Annotated in this window: 13 protein-coding genes and 1 pseudogene; 13 read left to right on the forward strand and 1 reads right to left on the reverse strand. The window is 59.4% G+C overall.

The genetic code is table 11. From position 1 onward, the window contains the following. Window positions 1-11 precede the first annotated feature (11 nt). On the reverse strand, window positions 12-1,361 hold the full coding sequence (locus tag Q8P46_05085; protein ID MDP2619535.1) for an aspartate aminotransferase family protein: 1,350 nt from the start codon (window positions 1,359-1,361) through the stop codon (window positions 12-14). Between the two features lie 609 nt (window positions 1,362-1,970). Here Q8P46_05085 and Q8P46_05090 point away from each other — a divergent pair. The 13 genes and pseudogenes from Q8P46_05090 to rfbA all read left to right on the forward strand — a co-directional run bounded on the left by Q8P46_05090 (window position 1,971) and on the right by rfbA (window position 17,628). After that, window positions 1,971-2,093, forward strand: a pseudogene (locus Q8P46_05090) (helix-turn-helix domain-containing protein). Between the two features lie 288 nt (window positions 2,094-2,381). Then, on the forward strand, window positions 2,382-3,647 hold the full coding sequence (locus tag Q8P46_05095) for a glycosyltransferase (protein MDP2619536.1): 1,266 nt from the start codon (window positions 2,382-2,384) through the stop codon (window positions 3,645-3,647). Window positions 3,648-3,964: 317 nt separating this feature from the next. Beyond that, complete coding sequence (locus Q8P46_05100; protein ID MDP2619537.1) at window positions 3,965-7,120, forward strand: hypothetical protein; 3,156 nt, start codon at window positions 3,965-3,967, stop codon at window positions 7,118-7,120. 30 nt (window positions 7,121-7,150) lie between these two features. Further along, window positions 7,151-8,188 (forward strand): hypothetical protein, encoded by a 1,038-nt coding sequence (locus Q8P46_05105; GenBank protein ID MDP2619538.1) that lies wholly within the window; start codon window positions 7,151-7,153, stop codon window positions 8,186-8,188. 263 nt (window positions 8,189-8,451) lie between these two features. Continuing rightward, window positions 8,452-9,228: a class I SAM-dependent methyltransferase gene (locus Q8P46_05110; protein ID MDP2619539.1), complete on the forward strand. Its 777-nt coding sequence runs from the start codon at window positions 8,452-8,454 to the stop codon at window positions 9,226-9,228. Between the two features lies 1 nt (window position 9,229). After that, complete coding sequence (locus Q8P46_05115) at window positions 9,230-10,006, forward strand: Stf0 family sulfotransferase (GenBank protein ID MDP2619540.1); 777 nt, start codon at window positions 9,230-9,232, stop codon at window positions 10,004-10,006. Between the two features lie 63 nt (window positions 10,007-10,069). Next, the gene (locus Q8P46_05120) at window positions 10,070-10,852 is read left to right on the forward strand and encodes an ABC transporter permease (GenBank protein ID MDP2619541.1); all 783 of its coding nucleotides are present in this window, start codon (window positions 10,070-10,072) and stop codon (window positions 10,850-10,852) included. Between the two features lie 26 nt (window positions 10,853-10,878). Then, complete coding sequence (locus Q8P46_05125) at window positions 10,879-11,640, forward strand: ABC transporter ATP-binding protein (GenBank protein MDP2619542.1); 762 nt, start codon at window positions 10,879-10,881, stop codon at window positions 11,638-11,640. Continuing rightward, window positions 11,637-13,838, forward strand: a complete 2,202-nt coding sequence (locus Q8P46_05130) for a glycosyltransferase family 2 protein (GenBank protein ID MDP2619543.1) — start codon at window positions 11,637-11,639, stop codon at window positions 13,836-13,838. Before Q8P46_05125 ends, Q8P46_05130 begins: the two co-directional genes overlap by 4 nt. A 245-nt stretch (window positions 13,839-14,083) precedes the next feature. Continuing rightward, a complete protein-coding gene (gene rfbC, locus Q8P46_05135) occupies window positions 14,084-14,647 on the forward strand; it encodes a dTDP-4-dehydrorhamnose 3,5-epimerase (protein ID MDP2619544.1) in 564 nt (187 codons plus the stop codon). Between the two features lie 76 nt (window positions 14,648-14,723). Further along, window positions 14,724-15,800: a dTDP-glucose 4,6-dehydratase gene (gene rfbB / locus Q8P46_05140; GenBank protein MDP2619545.1), complete on the forward strand. Its 1,077-nt coding sequence runs from the start codon at window positions 14,724-14,726 to the stop codon at window positions 15,798-15,800. Between the two features lie 3 nt (window positions 15,801-15,803). Continuing rightward, window positions 15,804-16,706: a dTDP-4-dehydrorhamnose reductase gene (rfbD, locus tag Q8P46_05145; GenBank protein ID MDP2619546.1), complete on the forward strand. Its 903-nt coding sequence runs from the start codon at window positions 15,804-15,806 to the stop codon at window positions 16,704-16,706. 40 nt (window positions 16,707-16,746) lie between these two features. After that, window positions 16,747-17,628 (forward strand): glucose-1-phosphate thymidylyltransferase RfbA, encoded by an 882-nt coding sequence (gene rfbA, locus Q8P46_05150; protein MDP2619547.1) that lies wholly within the window; start codon window positions 16,747-16,749, stop codon window positions 17,626-17,628. The last annotated feature ends 218 nt before the right edge of the window (window positions 17,629-17,846 follow it).

The following is a 17,846-nucleotide window of genomic DNA, read 5'->3' on the forward strand; positions in this document are numbered from 1 at the left end:
CTTGCGCCGGCTCACGCAAGCGATCTGATCAGGCGCTCAAGCTTGCCGAACAGTTCGTCGATCTGACCTTCCTCGATGATCAGCGGCGGCGAAAGGGCAATGGTATCGCCGGTCGCCCGAATCATCAGGCCGAATTCGTGGAAGGCCCGGTCCATGGCCTCATAGCCGCGCACACCGGGAGCCCCCTGACGCGGCTCAAGATCGATGCCGGCGACCAGCCCGATGGTGCGGATGTCTGCCACGTGAGGCAAACCCTTGAGGGCCATCGCAGCGTCCGCCCAACGTTCTTCGAGGCCGCGGGCACGCTCGAACAGCTTCTCCGCGCGGTAGAGGTCGAGGGCAGCCAGCGCCGCCGCGACGGCCAGCGGATGGGCCGAATAGGTGTAGCCATGGAACAGCTCGACGACGTGTTCTGGGCCGCCCATGAAAGCCTGATAGATGGGCGTGCGGATGAGCACGACACCCATTGGCACGGTTCCCGAGGTTACCCCTTTTGCGAAGGTGATCATGTCGGGAACCACTCCGTAGCGCTCCGCCGCGGTGGCGAAACCCAGCCGGCCGAAGGCGGTGATGACCTCGTCGAAGATGAGCAGGATCCCGTGCCGGTCGCAGATCTCGCGCAGGCGCTGCAGATATCCGACGGGCGGCGGCAGCACGCCGGTGGAGCCTGCCATCGGCTCGACGATCACCGCGGCGATGGTCGAGGCGTCGTGCAGGGCGACAATGTCGTTGAGCCGGTCAGCGAGATGCCCGCCCCATTCCGGCTCGCCGCGGGAAAAGGCCTGCTTGTCGCGGTCATAGGTGTGCGGCAGATGGTCAACGCCGGTCAGCAGGCCGCCGAAGAATTTGCGGTTGTTGACGATGCCGCCGACGGAGATGCCGCCGAATCCGGCGCCGTGATAGCCGCGCTCGCGGCCGATGAGGCGAGTGCGCGCGCCCTCGCCGCGGACATTGTGATAGGCGAGCGCGATCTTCAGCGCCGTGTCGACGGCCTCCGAGCCGGAATTGGCGAAGAAACAATAGTCGAGATCGCCCGGCGCCATCATCGCCAGCCGCGAGGCGAGCTCGAAGGCGCGCGGATGGGCGAACTGGAAGGGCGGCACATAGTCGAGCTCGGCGGCCTGCTTTTGGATCGCCGCGACGATCTCCGCGCGGCCGTGTCCGGCGTTGCAGCACCACAGGCCCGCCGTGGCGTCGAGAACCTTGCCGCCGTCGAGCCTGTAATAGTGCATGCCCTCGGCGCGGGCGACCAGGCGCGGGCTCTTCTTGAACGCCCGGTTCGGCGTGAAGGGCATCCAATAGGGCTCGAGATTGTTCGGCGAGGGTTGCCAGGGCTGCTGGGTCGCTTGGGCTTTCGTCATGGGGCACTCCAGTTTGTCGCCCGTCGCCGCGCTGACGGGAGGCACGATCTTATGACCCTCGCCTGCCGCGCGAAAACCCTTTGTTTACCCTGTTCGCGGAAACTTGCCTCCCAAGCGTCACGCAGGAATAGCGCGGTTCGCGTCCGGGGGCACGCGGTCATGGAATCTCGTCAAGAACAACCATCTTCGCTCACGGCGATCGTCGCCGACCAGAACCCTGCCATGCGGCGAACCTGCCGCAAGATCATCGAAGCCGCGCTGCCGGGTGCTACCCAGGTGCGCGAGGCAAGCACTCTGCATGCGGTCCGCGTCCTGCTGCGCGACGCAAACGCCGGGCTGATCATCGCCAGCGACGACCTTGCCGGCGGCGACAGCGATCTGCTCGTTGATGCGATCCGCCAAAGCGGCGGCGAGGGGCGCATCGTTCTCATCGCGCGCCACGCCCACCGCCCGGTCTCGAGCGCGGTCGAGATCATCCCGCGGGCGTGCATCGCCCAGGCGCTGCCTTCGCTTTTCGAGCTGGACAGCGCTTCGCGCGGGCAATCCGACGGCGAGCTCGCGGCAAAGCCCAGCCGCGCCTGCAATGATGAAATCCTGCCCTTCCGGATCGAGGAACGGCGAATCATCGAAACCGCGATCCGGCGCACAGGCGGCAATATCGGCAAAGCTGCGCGCGCGCTCGAAATCAGCCCGTCCACCATCTACCGCAAGATCCAACTCTGGCAGGCGTAGTCTTGGCCAGAATATCCTTTCGAGCCCAGCCTTGTCTCCGTTGGGTGAGGTTTTGCGACCGGCCTACCGGGGCATGCGGACAGTGGGCCCTTCAAGTTGGCCTGTGTAACAGCGGACCCCGATCACAGGCAGGTTGCCGGGTTGCCCGAATCGGATCCTCTGGCTCCGCGCCTGCCACCATGCGGGATCGTGTTCGTCGGCATTGAGGATCTGTTGTCGACATGCCGCCAGACATCGGCGATGATGCGCGGTCGGTTGGCTTACTCAAGCCGGGGGAATAGTGGCAAAATGCTGCAACGCCGCAGCTATGCCGGCCGCGTGATCGTTAGGCCGGGCGGACGCCTGGATTCGCGGACGAAGCGGTTTGTCCTGCGCTTCATTCCGTTTGTGTTCTTCCGGCTTGGCCTATTCCGGCTCTGGCAGCGTCTTCCGCGTTCCGCGCGGCGCCGCATCGTCGATCGGCTGACGGTCATTCCCGATAGCGCATTCGATGCGTCCCCGTCCCGCGCCGAGCCGCCGTTCGTGGTTTGCGGCATGGCCACGAGCCACGCGAGCTTCGGATGGTCGATGCGCTCCATGCTGGACCATCTTGAGGCGCTGGGGCATGAGCCGATCGCCCTTGATGTCTCATCTTACTTTTGGACCGATGCGAAGAAGTCAAGACGCGAACGCCGGCCTCATGCGCGCGTTCCCCGCAGCGGCACCTTGATCCTCAACGTCAATCCCGACCAGATGAATTATGTGTGCTCGATCATTCCGAAGCAGTGGATGGCCGGGAAATATCGCATCGGCTATTGCGTCTGGGAGCTGGAGACGATTCCGCCCTCCTGGCACGCCGGCCTCGCCTCGATCCGCGAGGTTTGGGTACCCAGCACCTTCGTGCGCGATGCCTTTGTCAACTCCGGGATCGACAAGCCCATCCGGGTAATCCCGCATCGTCTGAAGCTGCCCGCGGGGCTGACGGACGACCGGGCGCGTTTCGGATTGCCGGAGGAGCGATTCATTGTCCTTACCGTTTTGAATTTGCGCTCCGGCTTGGCCCGCAAGAACCCTGCCGCGACGATCAAGGCGTTTCGTCAGGCCTTCGGCGGTGACGATGCGGCGCTGCTGGTCGTCAAGGTTCATGATGGGCACCTCAGCCCGGGCGCGTTGCGGCGTCTCCGGGACATGGTCGCCGGGAACCGCAATATGCGCCTGATCGAAGAGGATCTGAGCGAGGGCGATATTTGGAAATTGGTTGCCAGCTGCGACTGCGTGCTGTCGCTGCACCGCGCCGAGGGCTTCGGACTGGTCCTCAAGCAGGGCCTGATGCTCGATAAGCCGACGGTTGCCACCGGCTGGTCGGGAAACATGGATTTCATGACCGGCGAGAACGCCTATCCGGTTCCCTACCGCCTGGTGCCGGTGGAGGATCCGGATGGCATTTATCCAAGCGATATGGGAGCCCGCTGGGCGGAGCCGGATGTCGCGGCGGCGGCGGAAATCCTGCGTGGGCTGTTTCGGGAGGGGGCGGCAGCGCCGGACGTCTCGGCAAGGGCGGTCATCAATCGCTAGGACCGGTACATCACTTGACAAAGGAAGCGAATATTCGCACTAGAAATCACGTGTGGGTCCGCGCATTGCAGATGCCGGGAGCGGCGGGGATGAGGCGTACTACCTCTGAGAATGGTGCAACGCGCTTCCCGAGCTTTTGCTGTTTTTATTTGCCAATGCTTGACTGTTTTTCAAGTGTCTGAGTAGATAAATACGGAATAAATACTAGAAATAACTATCGTTTACACGCGCTTTGGCAACGGGCTAGGGGGAAATAGCAGTCCTTGGTTGACCAATTGTTTTGGTCGACCGGTGCGGCGCGGACGTGGGTGCGGGAAATGCCCGATCAGGACAGGGTGGCAAAGATCGTCGAGGTCGGCCTGGAGGCCGGCGGCCAGCGCCGGGTCTGCGTGCTTGTGCTCGGCATGCACCGCAGCGGCACGTCGGCATTGACGCGGATTCTGAGTATTTCCGGGGCACGGCTGCCGGCCGATCTCATGGGCGCCGCCAGAGGCAATGAGGCGGGACATTGGGAGTCGAATGCCCTCGTGCAGCTTCACGACGGGCTGCTCGCCGAACTGGGCAGCTCTTGGAGCGACTGGCGGGCACTTGATCTCGCCCGCGTGCGGAGCCAGCGGCGAAACGAGATCAAGGCCGAGATTTCGAACGTCTTGAACAGCGAATATCCCGACCAATCGCTTTTCGTCGTCAAGGATCCGCGCATCTGCCGATTCGCATCCCTGTTCCTCGAGGCTCTTGACGACGCCGGGATCGACGCATGCATCGCCTTGCCGATCCGCAACCCGCTCGAGGTGATCGAGTCCCTGGAGCGGCGCGATGGCATGGCGAGGGCCGACGCCGCCCTGCTGTGGCTGAGACATGTGCTCGATGCCGACGCCGCGACCCGCTCCGCAAACCGCGCCTTCGTCAGTTATGCCAGTCTTCTCGCCGACTGGCGGACAGCGCTTGAGACGATGACCGAGCGGACCGGCGCGGATTGGCCCTATGAGGCGGACGACATCGCCCCGCAGATCGACGGCTTTCTCGCGCCGGCGCAACGCCATCACGCCAGGTCCACCGAGGACGTGCTGCTTGATCCATTGCTCAAGGATTGGGTCGGCGATGCCTATTCCGCGCTCCTGGTCTTGGAGCGCAATCCCTTGTCCAAGGCGGCGCTGGCCGAGCTCGACCGCATCCGCCGCGAGTTCAACCACGCCTGCCCGATCATTCACCGACTGCGCGGGGAGATGCGAGAGACCTGGGGCAAGGAGACCGCCGGGCTGAAGGCGGCGGTCGCGGAGGCGGAAGGCAAGGCGCGGGAGGCCGAGGGCCGAGCCGAGCGACTGGCGGCCGATGACGCCGAGCGCGACAAGGAAATCGAGCGGCTGCGAACTGATTTGGAAGCCGCAAGCGGCCATGTGGCTGATCTCACGGCCGACTTGGTTGCGCGCGAGCAGAAGATCGAGCGCATGCGCGCGGCGCTCGCCACCACCAACCACAAAGCCGAGCGGATAGCGACCGTCATCGCCGAGCATGCCCAAACGATTGCAGCTCTTGAGGCGGCCGTTTCGGCCGCCGGGGACGAGAGCAGCAAGCAGACGGCGGCGCTGGCCCAGGCGGATGGCACGAGGGAAGAATTGTCGCAGGCGCTGGCAGCGCGGAAAAAAGAAACCGCCGTCGTCAAATCAAAGCTGACCAAGTCCACGAAGAAAGCCGACAGCCTCGCGTTGACACTGAAGGAGCGCGACGAAGAGGCAAACGGCCTTAGGACGGCGCTGTTGGAGGCCGAAGCCCGGGCCGGCGGGCTGGCGGCCGCGCTCGCCGAGCGCGAGGAGGAGGCGGCGCGACTGACCTCCGCGCTCGCCGAATCAAAGCGTCAGGAGGAGGCCAGCAAGGCCAATCTCGTTATCTCGGAAGACTGGCGGCGGGCCTATGAGAATTCGACCTCGTGGAAGCTGACCCGTCCTCTGAGGTCCATTAGGCAGCGACAAATACGACTGACAACGATCTGGCGGGTCGTGCCGCACGCCCTACGACTTGGTGGCGGGGCAATCGCAACAAGCGTCAAGGCCCTTCGAATATTGCGAACGGAAGGTATCGAAGGTCTTGGTCGTAGAATTCATTATGTGGGCAATCTTGCCTCCATGGCGGCGAACCTGACACTTGATTCTGCTGCTGAGAAGCCCGAGACGATGTCGGTCGCAGAATTCAAGCGGCGTACTCTGGAAGCCCAGCAGCCGTTCGACGCCAAGGTTGTCGCCTGGACTCGCCCAGCCCCAAAGACCATACGTAAATTCGATTACCTGAGAGAACGCCTCCGTTCAGTGATGGGTACAACTACACAACGGGTTATCCTGTCGATCACGCATGATGATTACACGTCGAATTTGGGGGGCGTACAATTGTGCGTACAAGTTGAAGAGGAAGCAAGCTTAAGGCGATCCGCTCTTTACCTAGTTCTTTGTCCCCACGCGCCACTTCCAGCGCTATCGAGGGAAAGACAGAGTTCACAATTCATCTTTCAAATAATTGCCAACGGCAGCAACCTCGGTGCAGTCACCGGGCAGGATATGACCAAACTGGTCAACGACATCAAAAGCCGCAAAATTGAGTTCGAGTGTGTAATACACGCGCTACTGGGACACTCGCCTGAGGTGCTCGTCGAAGTACTGAAGGCAGCTGATGCGACAAAAAATGTTTTCTGGTTGCACGATTACTTTTCCATTTGCCCCAGCCCTCAACTATTGCGTAATGAAATTTCTTATTGTGGCGCACCTGATTCCAGATCCGCGGCCTGTACCATCTGCCACTTTGGCGAGGAAAGACTGGACCATCTCGCAAGAATTCAGGCTCTATTCAATGCCGTGTCGTTCGAGATAGCTGCCCCGTCTACTCATGCGTTGGAACTCTGGCGACGCTCAAGCGAGCTTCCATTTCGGAATGCGCGGGTCGAGCCGCACTGTATCCTGCAGCCGACAGGCAAGGAAATTGTGCGTTCGCGGGAGCAAGACGCGGCCGTTCGGGTGGCTTTCTTGGGACACCCGGCAGCGCATAAAGGCTGGCATGTGTTTGCCAAACTGGTGACAGAGTTTGGCGGCTACGATCGCTACGAGTTTCACCATTTGGGTCAAACCCCATCGCTATATCCGAATTTGCGGTTCACACCAGTTCGCGTGTCGGCGAGCATGACACAGGCGATGGTTCACGCCATCGTGGCAAATGAAATCGACGTAGTATTGCTTTGGGCGATCTGGCCTGAGACATTTTCCTTTACGTTTCACGAGGCAGTCGCCGGCGGCGCCTTGGTGCTCACTTCCGCCGTCTCAGGCAATATACAGGCACAGGCAAAGACACGTTCTGACTCGGTCGTATTGAGCAGTGAAGCGGAGTTATTCGCTCTATTTGGCAATGACGAGCTGGAGAGACTCGTGCGAGCGCATCGGTCAAAACCGCGCGTCCGCGGTGAATTAGTGTTCAATACCCATTCAAATTGAATTCTTCGCCAAAGGTAGGACATCTGTTAAATGACGGTTCATTGCTTTACCAGCATCTCCTATTCCTATCTGAATAGGGCACGCGTTCTCGGGGAGACACTGAAGCGGCACCACCCGGAGTGGACGCTCTGGCTCTGCATTACAGACAAGGAGCCGGAAGGCTTCACATTCAACGTCGCAGACGAGCCTTATGATGAGGTGCTATTTGCGGGCGATCTTGATATTCCCAACATCCAGGCGTGGCTGTTCAAGCATGATGTCGTAGAGGCATGTACAGCGGTCAAAGGGCTGGTGCTGGAAAGACTCACCCAGAGTGGCGCAGAGAAGATTTTCTACATCGATCCGGATATCGCGATATTTGCCAGTTTACAGCCCATGGTCGAGATGCTGGATGACGCCTCGGTGCTCCTGACACCCCACCAGCTGGAGCCTGATCACGAAATCCAGTCAATCTACGACAATGAGATATGCTCCCTCAGTCATGGGACCTACAATCTCGGCTTCGTCGCTATCCGTAACGATAACGTAGGACGTGCCTTTGCTCGGTGGTGGTGCGATCGATGCACGCGCTTTTGCTACGACGAGCGAGACAAAGGGCTGTTCGTCGATCAGAAGTGGTGTGATCTTGTCCCTGCCTTCTTTGAAAACGTTCGCATCGTTCGCGATCCCGGGTACAACGTGGCGAGTTGGAATTTAAACAAGCGCAAAATCGATATCACTGGGGACGGCCAAATCCTAATCAACGGAACCTTCCCACTGCGGTTTTACCATTTCACTAAACTTGGCCCCATTGGCGACACGATGACCCGTAGGTATGCCGGGGACAATGTAGAGGTCTATGAGCTTTGGGCGTGGTACAAGCGCAAAATCGACGCATTGACCGATCCACGTATTCCGAATGGCTGGTGGCATTACGGTTACTACAGTAATAACGTGCCGATCCCGAAGGAGGCGCGAGTGCTGTACCGGTATCGCGAAGATTTGAGATCGGCATTTCCGAACCCGTTCGATGCCTCGCAAGGCGGTTACCTGGCATGGTATGAAAACGATATCACGGTGAGTGCGTAATGTGACACTGATAGCGGTCATACAGCACTCGATGCCTCAAGAGTTGGGGCAAAGCCGCAACTCGGGGTCATCGACAAGCTGGATCGTCGGGTGCTTGTCGTGCCCACCGCCGTGATCATTCTCGCGGTCACCCTCCAGCCTTGGGGCCGATTGGCGATCTCACGAGGGAAACGCTATGAATTCATTTCGAGTCGGACTGTCAGCATATCAAAGGTAAAGCAGCGGAAATGCAGAATGAGGACTTAGAGCATCAAGAATTAGATATGGTCCCTCAGATCTTTATGAGGTCCGTAGCTGAGTTCATAGAGCTGGACTCTGCCACAATTGTCGACTTCGGATGTGGACAGGGAACGAAGACGCTTGGCATCGCTATGGCGACCAAGGCCACATCGGTGATCGGTGTTGATATTCATTGTGGTTTCAAGAACCTATTGACGACCATGAACAATATCAGACCGATTGACGCATTTCCGGACAATCTATCATTCCGACAGATCGCCTCGGGCGAGCGGCTTTCTGACTCGCTGAAGGCTGATGTAGTCTTCTCCTGGTCGGTATTCGAGCACCTGCCACGTGAAATAATCGGTTCGGTACTCGTCGATCATTATCGAGTGCTGCGACCCGGAGGGTTGGGCTTCATGCAAGTCAACCCCCTCTACTACTCGGCGTTTGGCTCCCACCTTCGAACGGTGATCGATGAACCGTGGGCTCACCTTGCTATGCCGCTCGACCGCTTGCGCGAGGAGGTTCTTCATGGGTCAAAGGTTACGTCGCACCGCGGGCTGGATAACATCCTCCTCGGATCCGACCCAAGGAGTGCAGAGTGGCGCGAGTCGGTATGGACGACATACTGCGGCCTCAACAGGGTTACCTTTCGAGAGCTCCGGAATGAGATCGAGCGAGCAGGATTCGATATACTAGACCAGGTGACTTCGAAGGTCGACCTTGAGCCACCGAAGCACCTCCTCGAGGTATACCGACCGGAGGTTCTGCTCCAAGACGGTCTTCGCATGGTGTATCGCCGGGGGCGGGGGGCGTAATATGTTTGAGTATCCTAGATCGATACATGAAAATAAAGTTCGGGAATATTTTAATATTCCTGACAATTACAAGATAGATAAGCATAAATTTCGTTCCGTTGAGTGCGTCGTTATTTGTTTTTCAAATAGGTGCGGATCAAATTTCCTTGCATCTGCCCTTGAACATACGGGACGTGTATGGAATGCTAACGAGTGTTTTAACTGGGATTCTGTCATAGCTCGATCAGAGCGACGCGGTACAAAAACCCTGGAAGAATACGTCCAATCTCATATTGATGATGCTACTTCATCCAATCGGTTGTTGTCGCTTAAGTTGTGGTGGGGTCAACTTTACTTTCTTACTAGTGTTGGCGTGATACCACAATTATTGAGGCCGATATTCATTCACATTACAAGGAAAAATAGCTTATCTCAGGCGATTTCTTTTTCAATAGCAAAACAATCGAAAAAGTGGGCGTCTACTCAACGATTCAAAGAGGCCAAGGTGGTGTTTGATGAGCAGGATATACTTGAGTGTCTGTGGCAGACTTTGACTACAAATGCTAGATTTGAGGCGTATTTTGAACTATTTGGGATTGACTCCTTAAAAGTCACCTACGAAGAACTTGATAAATATTACGATCAGACGATGCGCATACTGCTTGACTCGTTGGCGCTTGTCGCCGTGACCCCGCCAGATCGGGGGCAGATCCCCCTCAAACGCCAAGCTAACCAATTAAATCAGGAGTTTATGCAACGGCTGCGAGCTAGGCACGACCTAATGTGGAAGAAAGAGTAGAAGTACTGCAAATTTGGAGGCAATTTTGCCAATGATGCAGTGTTGTACTGGGCGTGAGCGCTGATGATTTTCCGCGGCCTGATGCGCACGCTGCCCAGCTATGAATCCTGGCTTTACATCACCTGGCTCAATTTCCTTGTGCGCTACCGCAAGACGGCCATCGGCCCTGTTTGGCTGCTGGTCGGGCCCACACTGTTCATCGCCGTGCTGGGCCTGCTCTTTTCCCGCATCGGCGGCGTGGATACCGCCCTATTCGTGCCGCATCTGGCGATCGGGCTCATCGTCTGGACGCTGATCAACGGCTTCGTCACGGGCAGCACCTCCGTCTTTCAGCGCAACCGGCCGCAGATCCTGCAGGGGAACATGCAGATCACCGATCTCGTGCTGGTGGACGTGTTCTCGACCATCCTGCAGTTCCTGCACCAGGCGATCATCATCCTCGCCGTGTTCCTGATCTTCGGGCGCGGCGTCGGCGTCTATGCCCTTGTCAGCCTCGTCGGGCTCGCCCTGCTCATCGCCAACGGCATCTGGCTCACCATCGTCTTCGGCATTGTCGGCGCGCGCTATCGCGATCTCAGCGAGGTCGTCCAGGCCGTCATGCGCATCGCCTTTCTGGCAACGCCGATCCTTTGGATGCCGGTTCCGGGCGGCCGCGGCGGGGTGCTCGGCGCGTTCCTCACCTTCAACCCGTTCCATCATTTCCTCGAGCTGATCCGCGCGCCGCTTCTCGGCAACCCGATCGCGCCGTTGAGCTGGCTCGTCGTGCTCATGATAACCGTGGCCGGGTTCGCTCTTGCGCACGTCTTTTTTCGGCGCTTCTCGCGCCTGGTCCCCTTGTGGGTCTGACGCCAACAGGAAGACGATGCCGCTCCATGCAGCAACCGCTCATCGAGGCCAGCAACATCACCCTGAAGGTCCCCGTCTTCCGCCCGGACGACCGCCAGCTTCTCGGCAATCCGACACGGTTCCTGACCGACCTCTATTTCTCGCGCACCCGGCGCGGCATCGCCACCCTGCTCGACGATATTTCATTTACGCTTTCGCCCGGAATGCGGCTTGGCGTCATCGGCGCCAACGGCGCGGGAAAAAGCACGCTTCTGCGCGTGCTCGCCGGCATCTACGCTCCGACGAGCGGGCGATTGACGGTGAACGGAACCGCCAAGGGCCTGTTCGACATCTCGCTCGGCATGAACCAGGAGGCCACCGGGCTCGAAAACATCTATCTGCGCGGCCTGCAAATGGGCCTGAAGCTGCGGGAAATAAAGACGCTGGTTCCCGAGATCGTCGCCTTCGCCGAGCTTAAGGACGATATCGAGAAGCCGTTCAATACCTATTCGACCGGCATGCGGCTCAGGCTGGCGGTATCGATCTCGACCATGATCGAGCCCGACATCCTGCTGCTCGACGAGTGGATCGGCGCCGGCGACGCGCGCTTCCGTGAAAAGGTCAAGGCGCGCATGGATGCGCTGGTGGAACACAGCCGAGGCTTGATCATGGCCACCCACAATGCCTCCCTGATGAAGAGCCTGTGCACCCACGGGCTCGTACTGTCGAAGGGCAGGATGCTGTTTTTCGGCAACCTCGACGAGGCGCTTGCCTGCTATCAAGGCGAGACGGTCGGGACGTCGCCGTGAGACGGTTTCTTCAGGGGCGCCGGCCCCGCGGCCGCGTCGAACTGACCGACCTGCGCACCCACGAAAGGGACTTTTGGAACGCCCAAACCCACGCTGTCGTGCAGCCTGCCCGCCGGTCCCGCGGCATCTACGAGGCCCGGCTCGAATGCCCGCAGCCCGTGTATGTGGAACTGCGCATCACTTTTGCCGGCGGCGACGAACCGCCCTTGATTCTGGCGCTCGACAGAACCGGCTCGCAGAGCTACGCGACACGCTTTCGCACAAGGCTGGAATGCGAAGGCATGACACTTGTGCTCGAGCCGCCAGTGGCGCCGGACGTGCCCCTGAGTCTGGAAGTCAATCGGCTTTCTCTTCCAGAGTTACTCTTCGCCGGATTTGGGAAACTTGTCAGGAATTTCAAATCGCCGCTCCCGTTCGTGCGCAAGCTGCGGATCTATCTGACGGGTGCGGCCAGTTTCTCGATCGGTTCAGGCCCGACCAGGCCGCGCGATCCCGACGATGCTTACCGGCTCACATGCGAGGTGATGGAGTCGCCCGCCGAGCTACGACGTCTCGATGCGGCCCCGCGCCGGCACGAAGGGCCGCAAAGCGTTCTCGCCGTCTATGACACGCGCATGCGCTGTTATGAAGCGCTCGGGGAATTGCTGCACCTTCGTGTCGATGCGGGCGCGCCCCATGAGCTTGCCGTGTTGATCGTCGAGCACGAGACGGAGCCATTGCCGGCGGAGCTTCGCAAGGCCGCTCAGAAACAAGGTGCACGGATTATGCCGTGCGCGGAAGGCGGGTTGCCGGCGAGCATCGTTCGCGAAATGGAGCAGTTGCCCGAGGGCTCGGCAATCTTGTTCTTGGACCGGTCCGGGCAATTTCATGCGCAGGCCTTACCGGCCATGTTGCTGGAGTTGGCGCGTCACCCCGAATGTCTCGCGGTCTATGCCGACTCCGACCGGCTCGATAAGGACGGCCGGCGAATGGATCCGACCTTCAAGCCGGACTGGAGCCCGGAATACGCCTTGGCCATTAACTATATCGCTCAGCCGGTGATGTTCCGCGCCACATCGAGGGTGATCGATCTCGTCGGCGCGTTAGACCACCTGACCGTGCCCGCATTCGAGCTACTGTTGCGCATCTGGGAGGGCGCGAATTCGGCGTCGATCCGCCACATCCCGAAAATCCTGTTCCACGATGCCTTTGGCCGCGACGAAGCAGCTCATCGTGAGCATCGCCTGCGTGAAGAGCGCGCCGTCGTGGAGGAACACCTCGAACGTATTGCCAGACCCGCGCAAATCATGGAGCCGCCGGGTAGCGACCACGGCGCTCTGCGCCACCTGCGCTATCATATTGCAAAGCCCCGACCGCTGGTCTCGGTCATCATCCCCAGCAAGGACAATTCCAGCCTGCTGCGAAAGGCCGTTCATTCGGTGCTGGCGGCGACATACGATCGCTCCGAGGTCGTTATCGTGGACAATGGTTCGCAATCGCTGCAACAGCGCGCACTTCTCGCAGACTGGGAATCGCACGAAAGAATTCGCATTTGCCGCGATCAACGACCATTCAACTTCTCGGCGCTGATCAACAAAGGCCGCCAATCGGCCACTGGCGAGATCCTGGTTCTGCTCAATGACGATGCTGCGGCCCTCGACGAGGATTGGCTGCGAGAGCTTGTGTCGCTTGCGGGTCACGACGATGTGGGCTGCGTGGGCGCGCTACTCCTCTACCCCGATGGGACGGTCCAACATGCTGGCATCATACTTGGTATCGGCGGGATCGCCGGCCACGCCTTTCGCCGTGCACAACCCGATCTCTCCAACTCTGGGCAATTGGGAAAGTGGCTCCATGCGCGCAGAGAAGTGTCCGCGGTTACCGCCGCCTGTCTGGCCGTGCGGACCGGAACCTTCGATGCGCTCGGCGGCTTCGACGAGTCATTCCCGGTGGCGCTCAACGACGTTGATTTCTGCCTCCGGGCACGTGAGCGCGGTCTGAGGATTGTCGTGACGCCGCATGCGCGCCTCACCCACTTTGAGTCAATCAGCCGCGGTCTCGACGTCACGCCGCAACGCATGGCCCGATTGGCGCGCGAAAACGCCAAATTCATCGATCGGTGGGGCTTCGAGATACTGGATGACCCATACTACAGCCGGCATCTTTCACGCCGTCATGAGAACCTGCGGCTGCGTACAAGCGACGCGGCCTATTCGTAGCCTGTGAATGCATGGGCCGGATTCGGGTTGGCCAGCCGTCCTGCCATCGGGAACCTGGATGTCCCATCCATTTTGTTTTACTCATTCTCAGACACTCCCCGTGGACCATCGCTGGCTCACTTCGATGTTGGGGAATAAGTTGATGAGTTGCGACGTGGAACCAGTGCGACCCAGCGAAGATTTGGACGGCGCCCACGAATATCCATACAAGCAAACGCTATATACATTTAGGTTTGGAAGCATTGATGGACATTCTATCGCTTGAAATACCTGATGTAAAATTGATAACGGTCAATGTAATCGTAGACAGTCGTGGTTTTTTCTCAGAGACATATAAGAAAAGCATCCTGGAAAGAGCTGAAATACGCGTCGAATTCGTTCAGGACAACCATTCTTTGTCCGTCGACAAGGGGGTCGTCCGTGGCCTTCACTTTCAGAGCCCTCCCCATGCCCAGGACAAGCTCGTGCGGGTTCTGCGTGGGTCGATCCAAGACGTAGCCGTGGATATCCGCAAAGGGTCGCCCACCTACGCAAAACATGTCACGGTCATGCTCAGCGCCGACAACTGGCGCCAACTGTGGATTCCCAAGGGATTTGCCCATGGATTTTGCACGCTGGAGCCGAATACGGAAGTCCTCTATAAGGTCACTGACTATTATGCGCCCAAGCATGATTGTGGGTTGGCTTGGGACGATCCGGACCTCGGTATTGACTGGACGGTCGCTGCCAATGAGGCGATCTTGTCGGCCAAGGACATGAACCATCCAAAGCTTGACGAACTTCCGGAATACTTCATCTATGGGCAATAGAGCGAATATTTGGCAGCCCAGTACGTGAGGTGGATTTGACGGAGAACTGGGCCGGAATGGGAGGACGGGGTCACTCATGAGGGTGCTTGTCACGGGGGGCGCAGGCTTCATTGGCTCGGCGGTTTGCCGCTATCTAGTGGCCGAGGTCGGAGCCACCGTGCTCAACATCGACAAGCTCACCTATGCCGCGAATTTGCGGTCGCTCGATCCAATCGCCGATCATCTCCGCTACCAGTTCAGAAGGGCCGATATCTGCGATCTTGCGGCTATGGATGCTGCGTTCTCGGCTTTCGCGCCGGATATGGTCATTCATCTGGCGGCAGAAAGCCATGTCGACCGTTCGATCACCGGATCGGATGAATTCATGCAGACCAATATTAGAGGGACCTACACCCTCTTGGAGGCGGCGCGAAAATACTGGTCGGCCCTGCCCGACGGCGCGCGAAATGACTTTCGGTTTTTGCATGTCTCAACCGATGAGGTTTATGGCTCACTCGGCCCCGATGAACTCTCGCGAGAGGATGCGCGCTATGATCCGAGTTCACCTTATTCCGCCAGCAAGGCTGCCTCCGACCATCTGGTGATCGCCTGGTACAGGACCTATGGCTTGCCTGCCCTGATATCCAACTGCTCGAACAATTACGGCCCTTACCAGTTCCCCGAAAAACTGGTCCCGTTGATGATTCTTAATGCTCTGCATGGAGAGCCTCTTCCCATCTATGGCGATGGGTCCAACATACGCGACTGGCTTTATGTCGACGACCATGCTCGCGCCCTCTACCTCATCGCGACGCAGGGCCGGCTCGGCGAAAAATACAATGTCGGTGGCCGCAATGAGCGGACGAATATCGAGGTCGTCGAGCAAATCTGCACGCTGGTGGATGAGCACCGACCGGACGCTGCGCCGCATGGCCGCCTGATTACCTTCGTGACCGACCGGCCGGGCCATGATTGGCGCTACGCCATCGACGCCACGAAGCTCGAAACGGAGCTGAATTGGCGTGCGCAGGAGGATTTCGCCAGCGGCATTGAAAAGACGGTTAGCTGGTACCTCGAGAACGCCCATTGGTGGGCACCGCTACGCGAGCGCGTCTATTCCGGGGAGCGTCTGGGCATGATCTCCGGAGCAGCTTCAGCGGCCCAGGGCGCTTAAGCCATGAAGGTGCTCGTGATTGGTGCGACGGGCCAACTTGCCAAATCTCTCGCCGGTGCCAATCCCCCTGATGGGATCACGGTGCTGACCGTGGGGCGTCCCGAAATCGAGCTGCTTGTTCCGGCGACCATGGAGCCTGTTCTGGATCGTGTCGCACCCTGTCTCGTCGTCAACGCGGCCGCCTATACAGCAGTCGACAAGGCCGAGTCGGAGCCGGAACTTGCCTATGCCGTTAATGCGCATGCGCCAGGCCATCTGGCGGCAATCTGCAGCCGTAACGGCATTCCGCTCATTCATGTCTCCACAGATTACGTCTTCGATGGTTCAAAGAGTGAGCCATACATTGAAGACGACCCGGTCGCGCCGCTTGGCGTCTATGGTGCATCCAAACTGGAGGGGGAACGGCGCGTGGCGGCTGAGGGTGCGCGGTATATCATCTTGCGCACGGCATGGGTGCACAGCCCCTTCGGCCGCAATTTCGTCAAGACCATTCTGCGACTGGCGGAAAGCCGCGCTGAAATCAGCGTCGTAGACGATCAGTCGGGAAGCCCAACCTTCGCGCCGCATCTGGCGGACGGCATCTTGGCCATAGCAGCACAGGTTCTTTCGCAGGAACACGGGACCGGCGAGGCCGACTGGGGCATTTACCATGCCGCCGGCGCGGGCGATGCCACCTGGCACGATGTGGCCGCAGAGGCGTTTGAGCATTCTGCCCGGCTGCAGGGTCCGCACGCCCAGCTTCGCGCCATCACGACTGCGCAGTACCCGACTCCAGTAAAGCGACCCGCCAACTCCAGGCTCGACTGTACCAAGCTGGAACGGATCTTCGGCGTGCGCTTGCCCGAATGGCGTGTGGGCGTGCTGGAATGTGTGGAGCGCCTAGAACGTGCTTTGGGTAGCGCATAGACAGATTGGATTTTTGACTGGTGAATGTCGGGCAGGAACAATGAAGGGTATCGTCCTCGCTGGCGGAAAGGGCACGCGGCTTTATCCGGCGACCTTGGTGACATCCAAGCAATTGCTGCCGGTCTACGACAAGCCGATGATCTACTATCCGATCACGACACTGATGCTGGCCGGCATTCGCGACATCTTGCTCATCTCAACACCCGACGATTTGGAAGCCTATCGGCGCCTGCTCGGCGATGGTCGCGCTTGGGGCATCACACTCTCCTATGCGGAGCAGCCGCGTCCGGAAGGACTCGCCCAAGCCTATATCATCGGCGCGGATTTCGTTTCCGGCGGCAATTCGGTCCTCATCCTCGGCGACAACATCTTCTATGGTCACGGCCTGCCGGAGTTGCTCGCGCGCGCCGCCGCGCGCCAAAAAGGGGCCTCGCTATTTGCCTATCACGTCACCGATCCCGAGCGCTACGGTGTGGTGGAGTTGGACCCGGACGGTCGCCCTTTGTCGCTGGAGGAAAAGCCCAAGGTTGCGAGGTCGAATTGGGCCGTGACGGGCCTCTATTTTTACGATGAACGGGTTGTCGACATCGCCGCCTCTCTTAAACCTTCCGCCCGCCGTGAACTGGAAATCACCGATGTCAACACCGCCTATCTGGAGCTTGGCGAACTGTTCGTCGAGCGGCTCGGGCGCGGCTATGCTTGGCTCGACACGGGCACGCCGGAGTCGCTGAGCGAGGCGTCCGCCTTCGTGCACGCCTTGGAAAAGCGGCAAGGCTATCGGATTTCTTGCCCGGAAGAGGTCGCTTTCCGAATGGGTTTCATCAGCCGCGAGGACCTAATCGGGCTTGGCCGGCGGATGGGCAATTCCGCTTACGCACAATACCTTCTGGATATGGCCGACGACTCCGGTTCCGGCACATGATTGGGCTGGTTCGGCGGCCGCAAAAAGGGCAATGAAGAGCCGCGCAGTGCTTCTGGCTCCAGGGCGAGCCCCAGAGCGGCTGCAAGTCGAAAGTGACCGTCCTTGACCAACAAAACCCAGCGCGAGGTTGAGCCCGGGTGACTGCGGGAACCCGCTGCCACCTTTTTCCGAACTGAACCTGGGCTCCGTCAAGGCAAAACCCCTCATCTCACCCGTCT

This window comes from Hyphomicrobiales bacterium, assembly GCA_030688605.1.
In the GTDB taxonomy this organism is placed as follows: Bacteria; Pseudomonadota; Alphaproteobacteria; order Rhizobiales; family NORP267; genus JAUYJB01.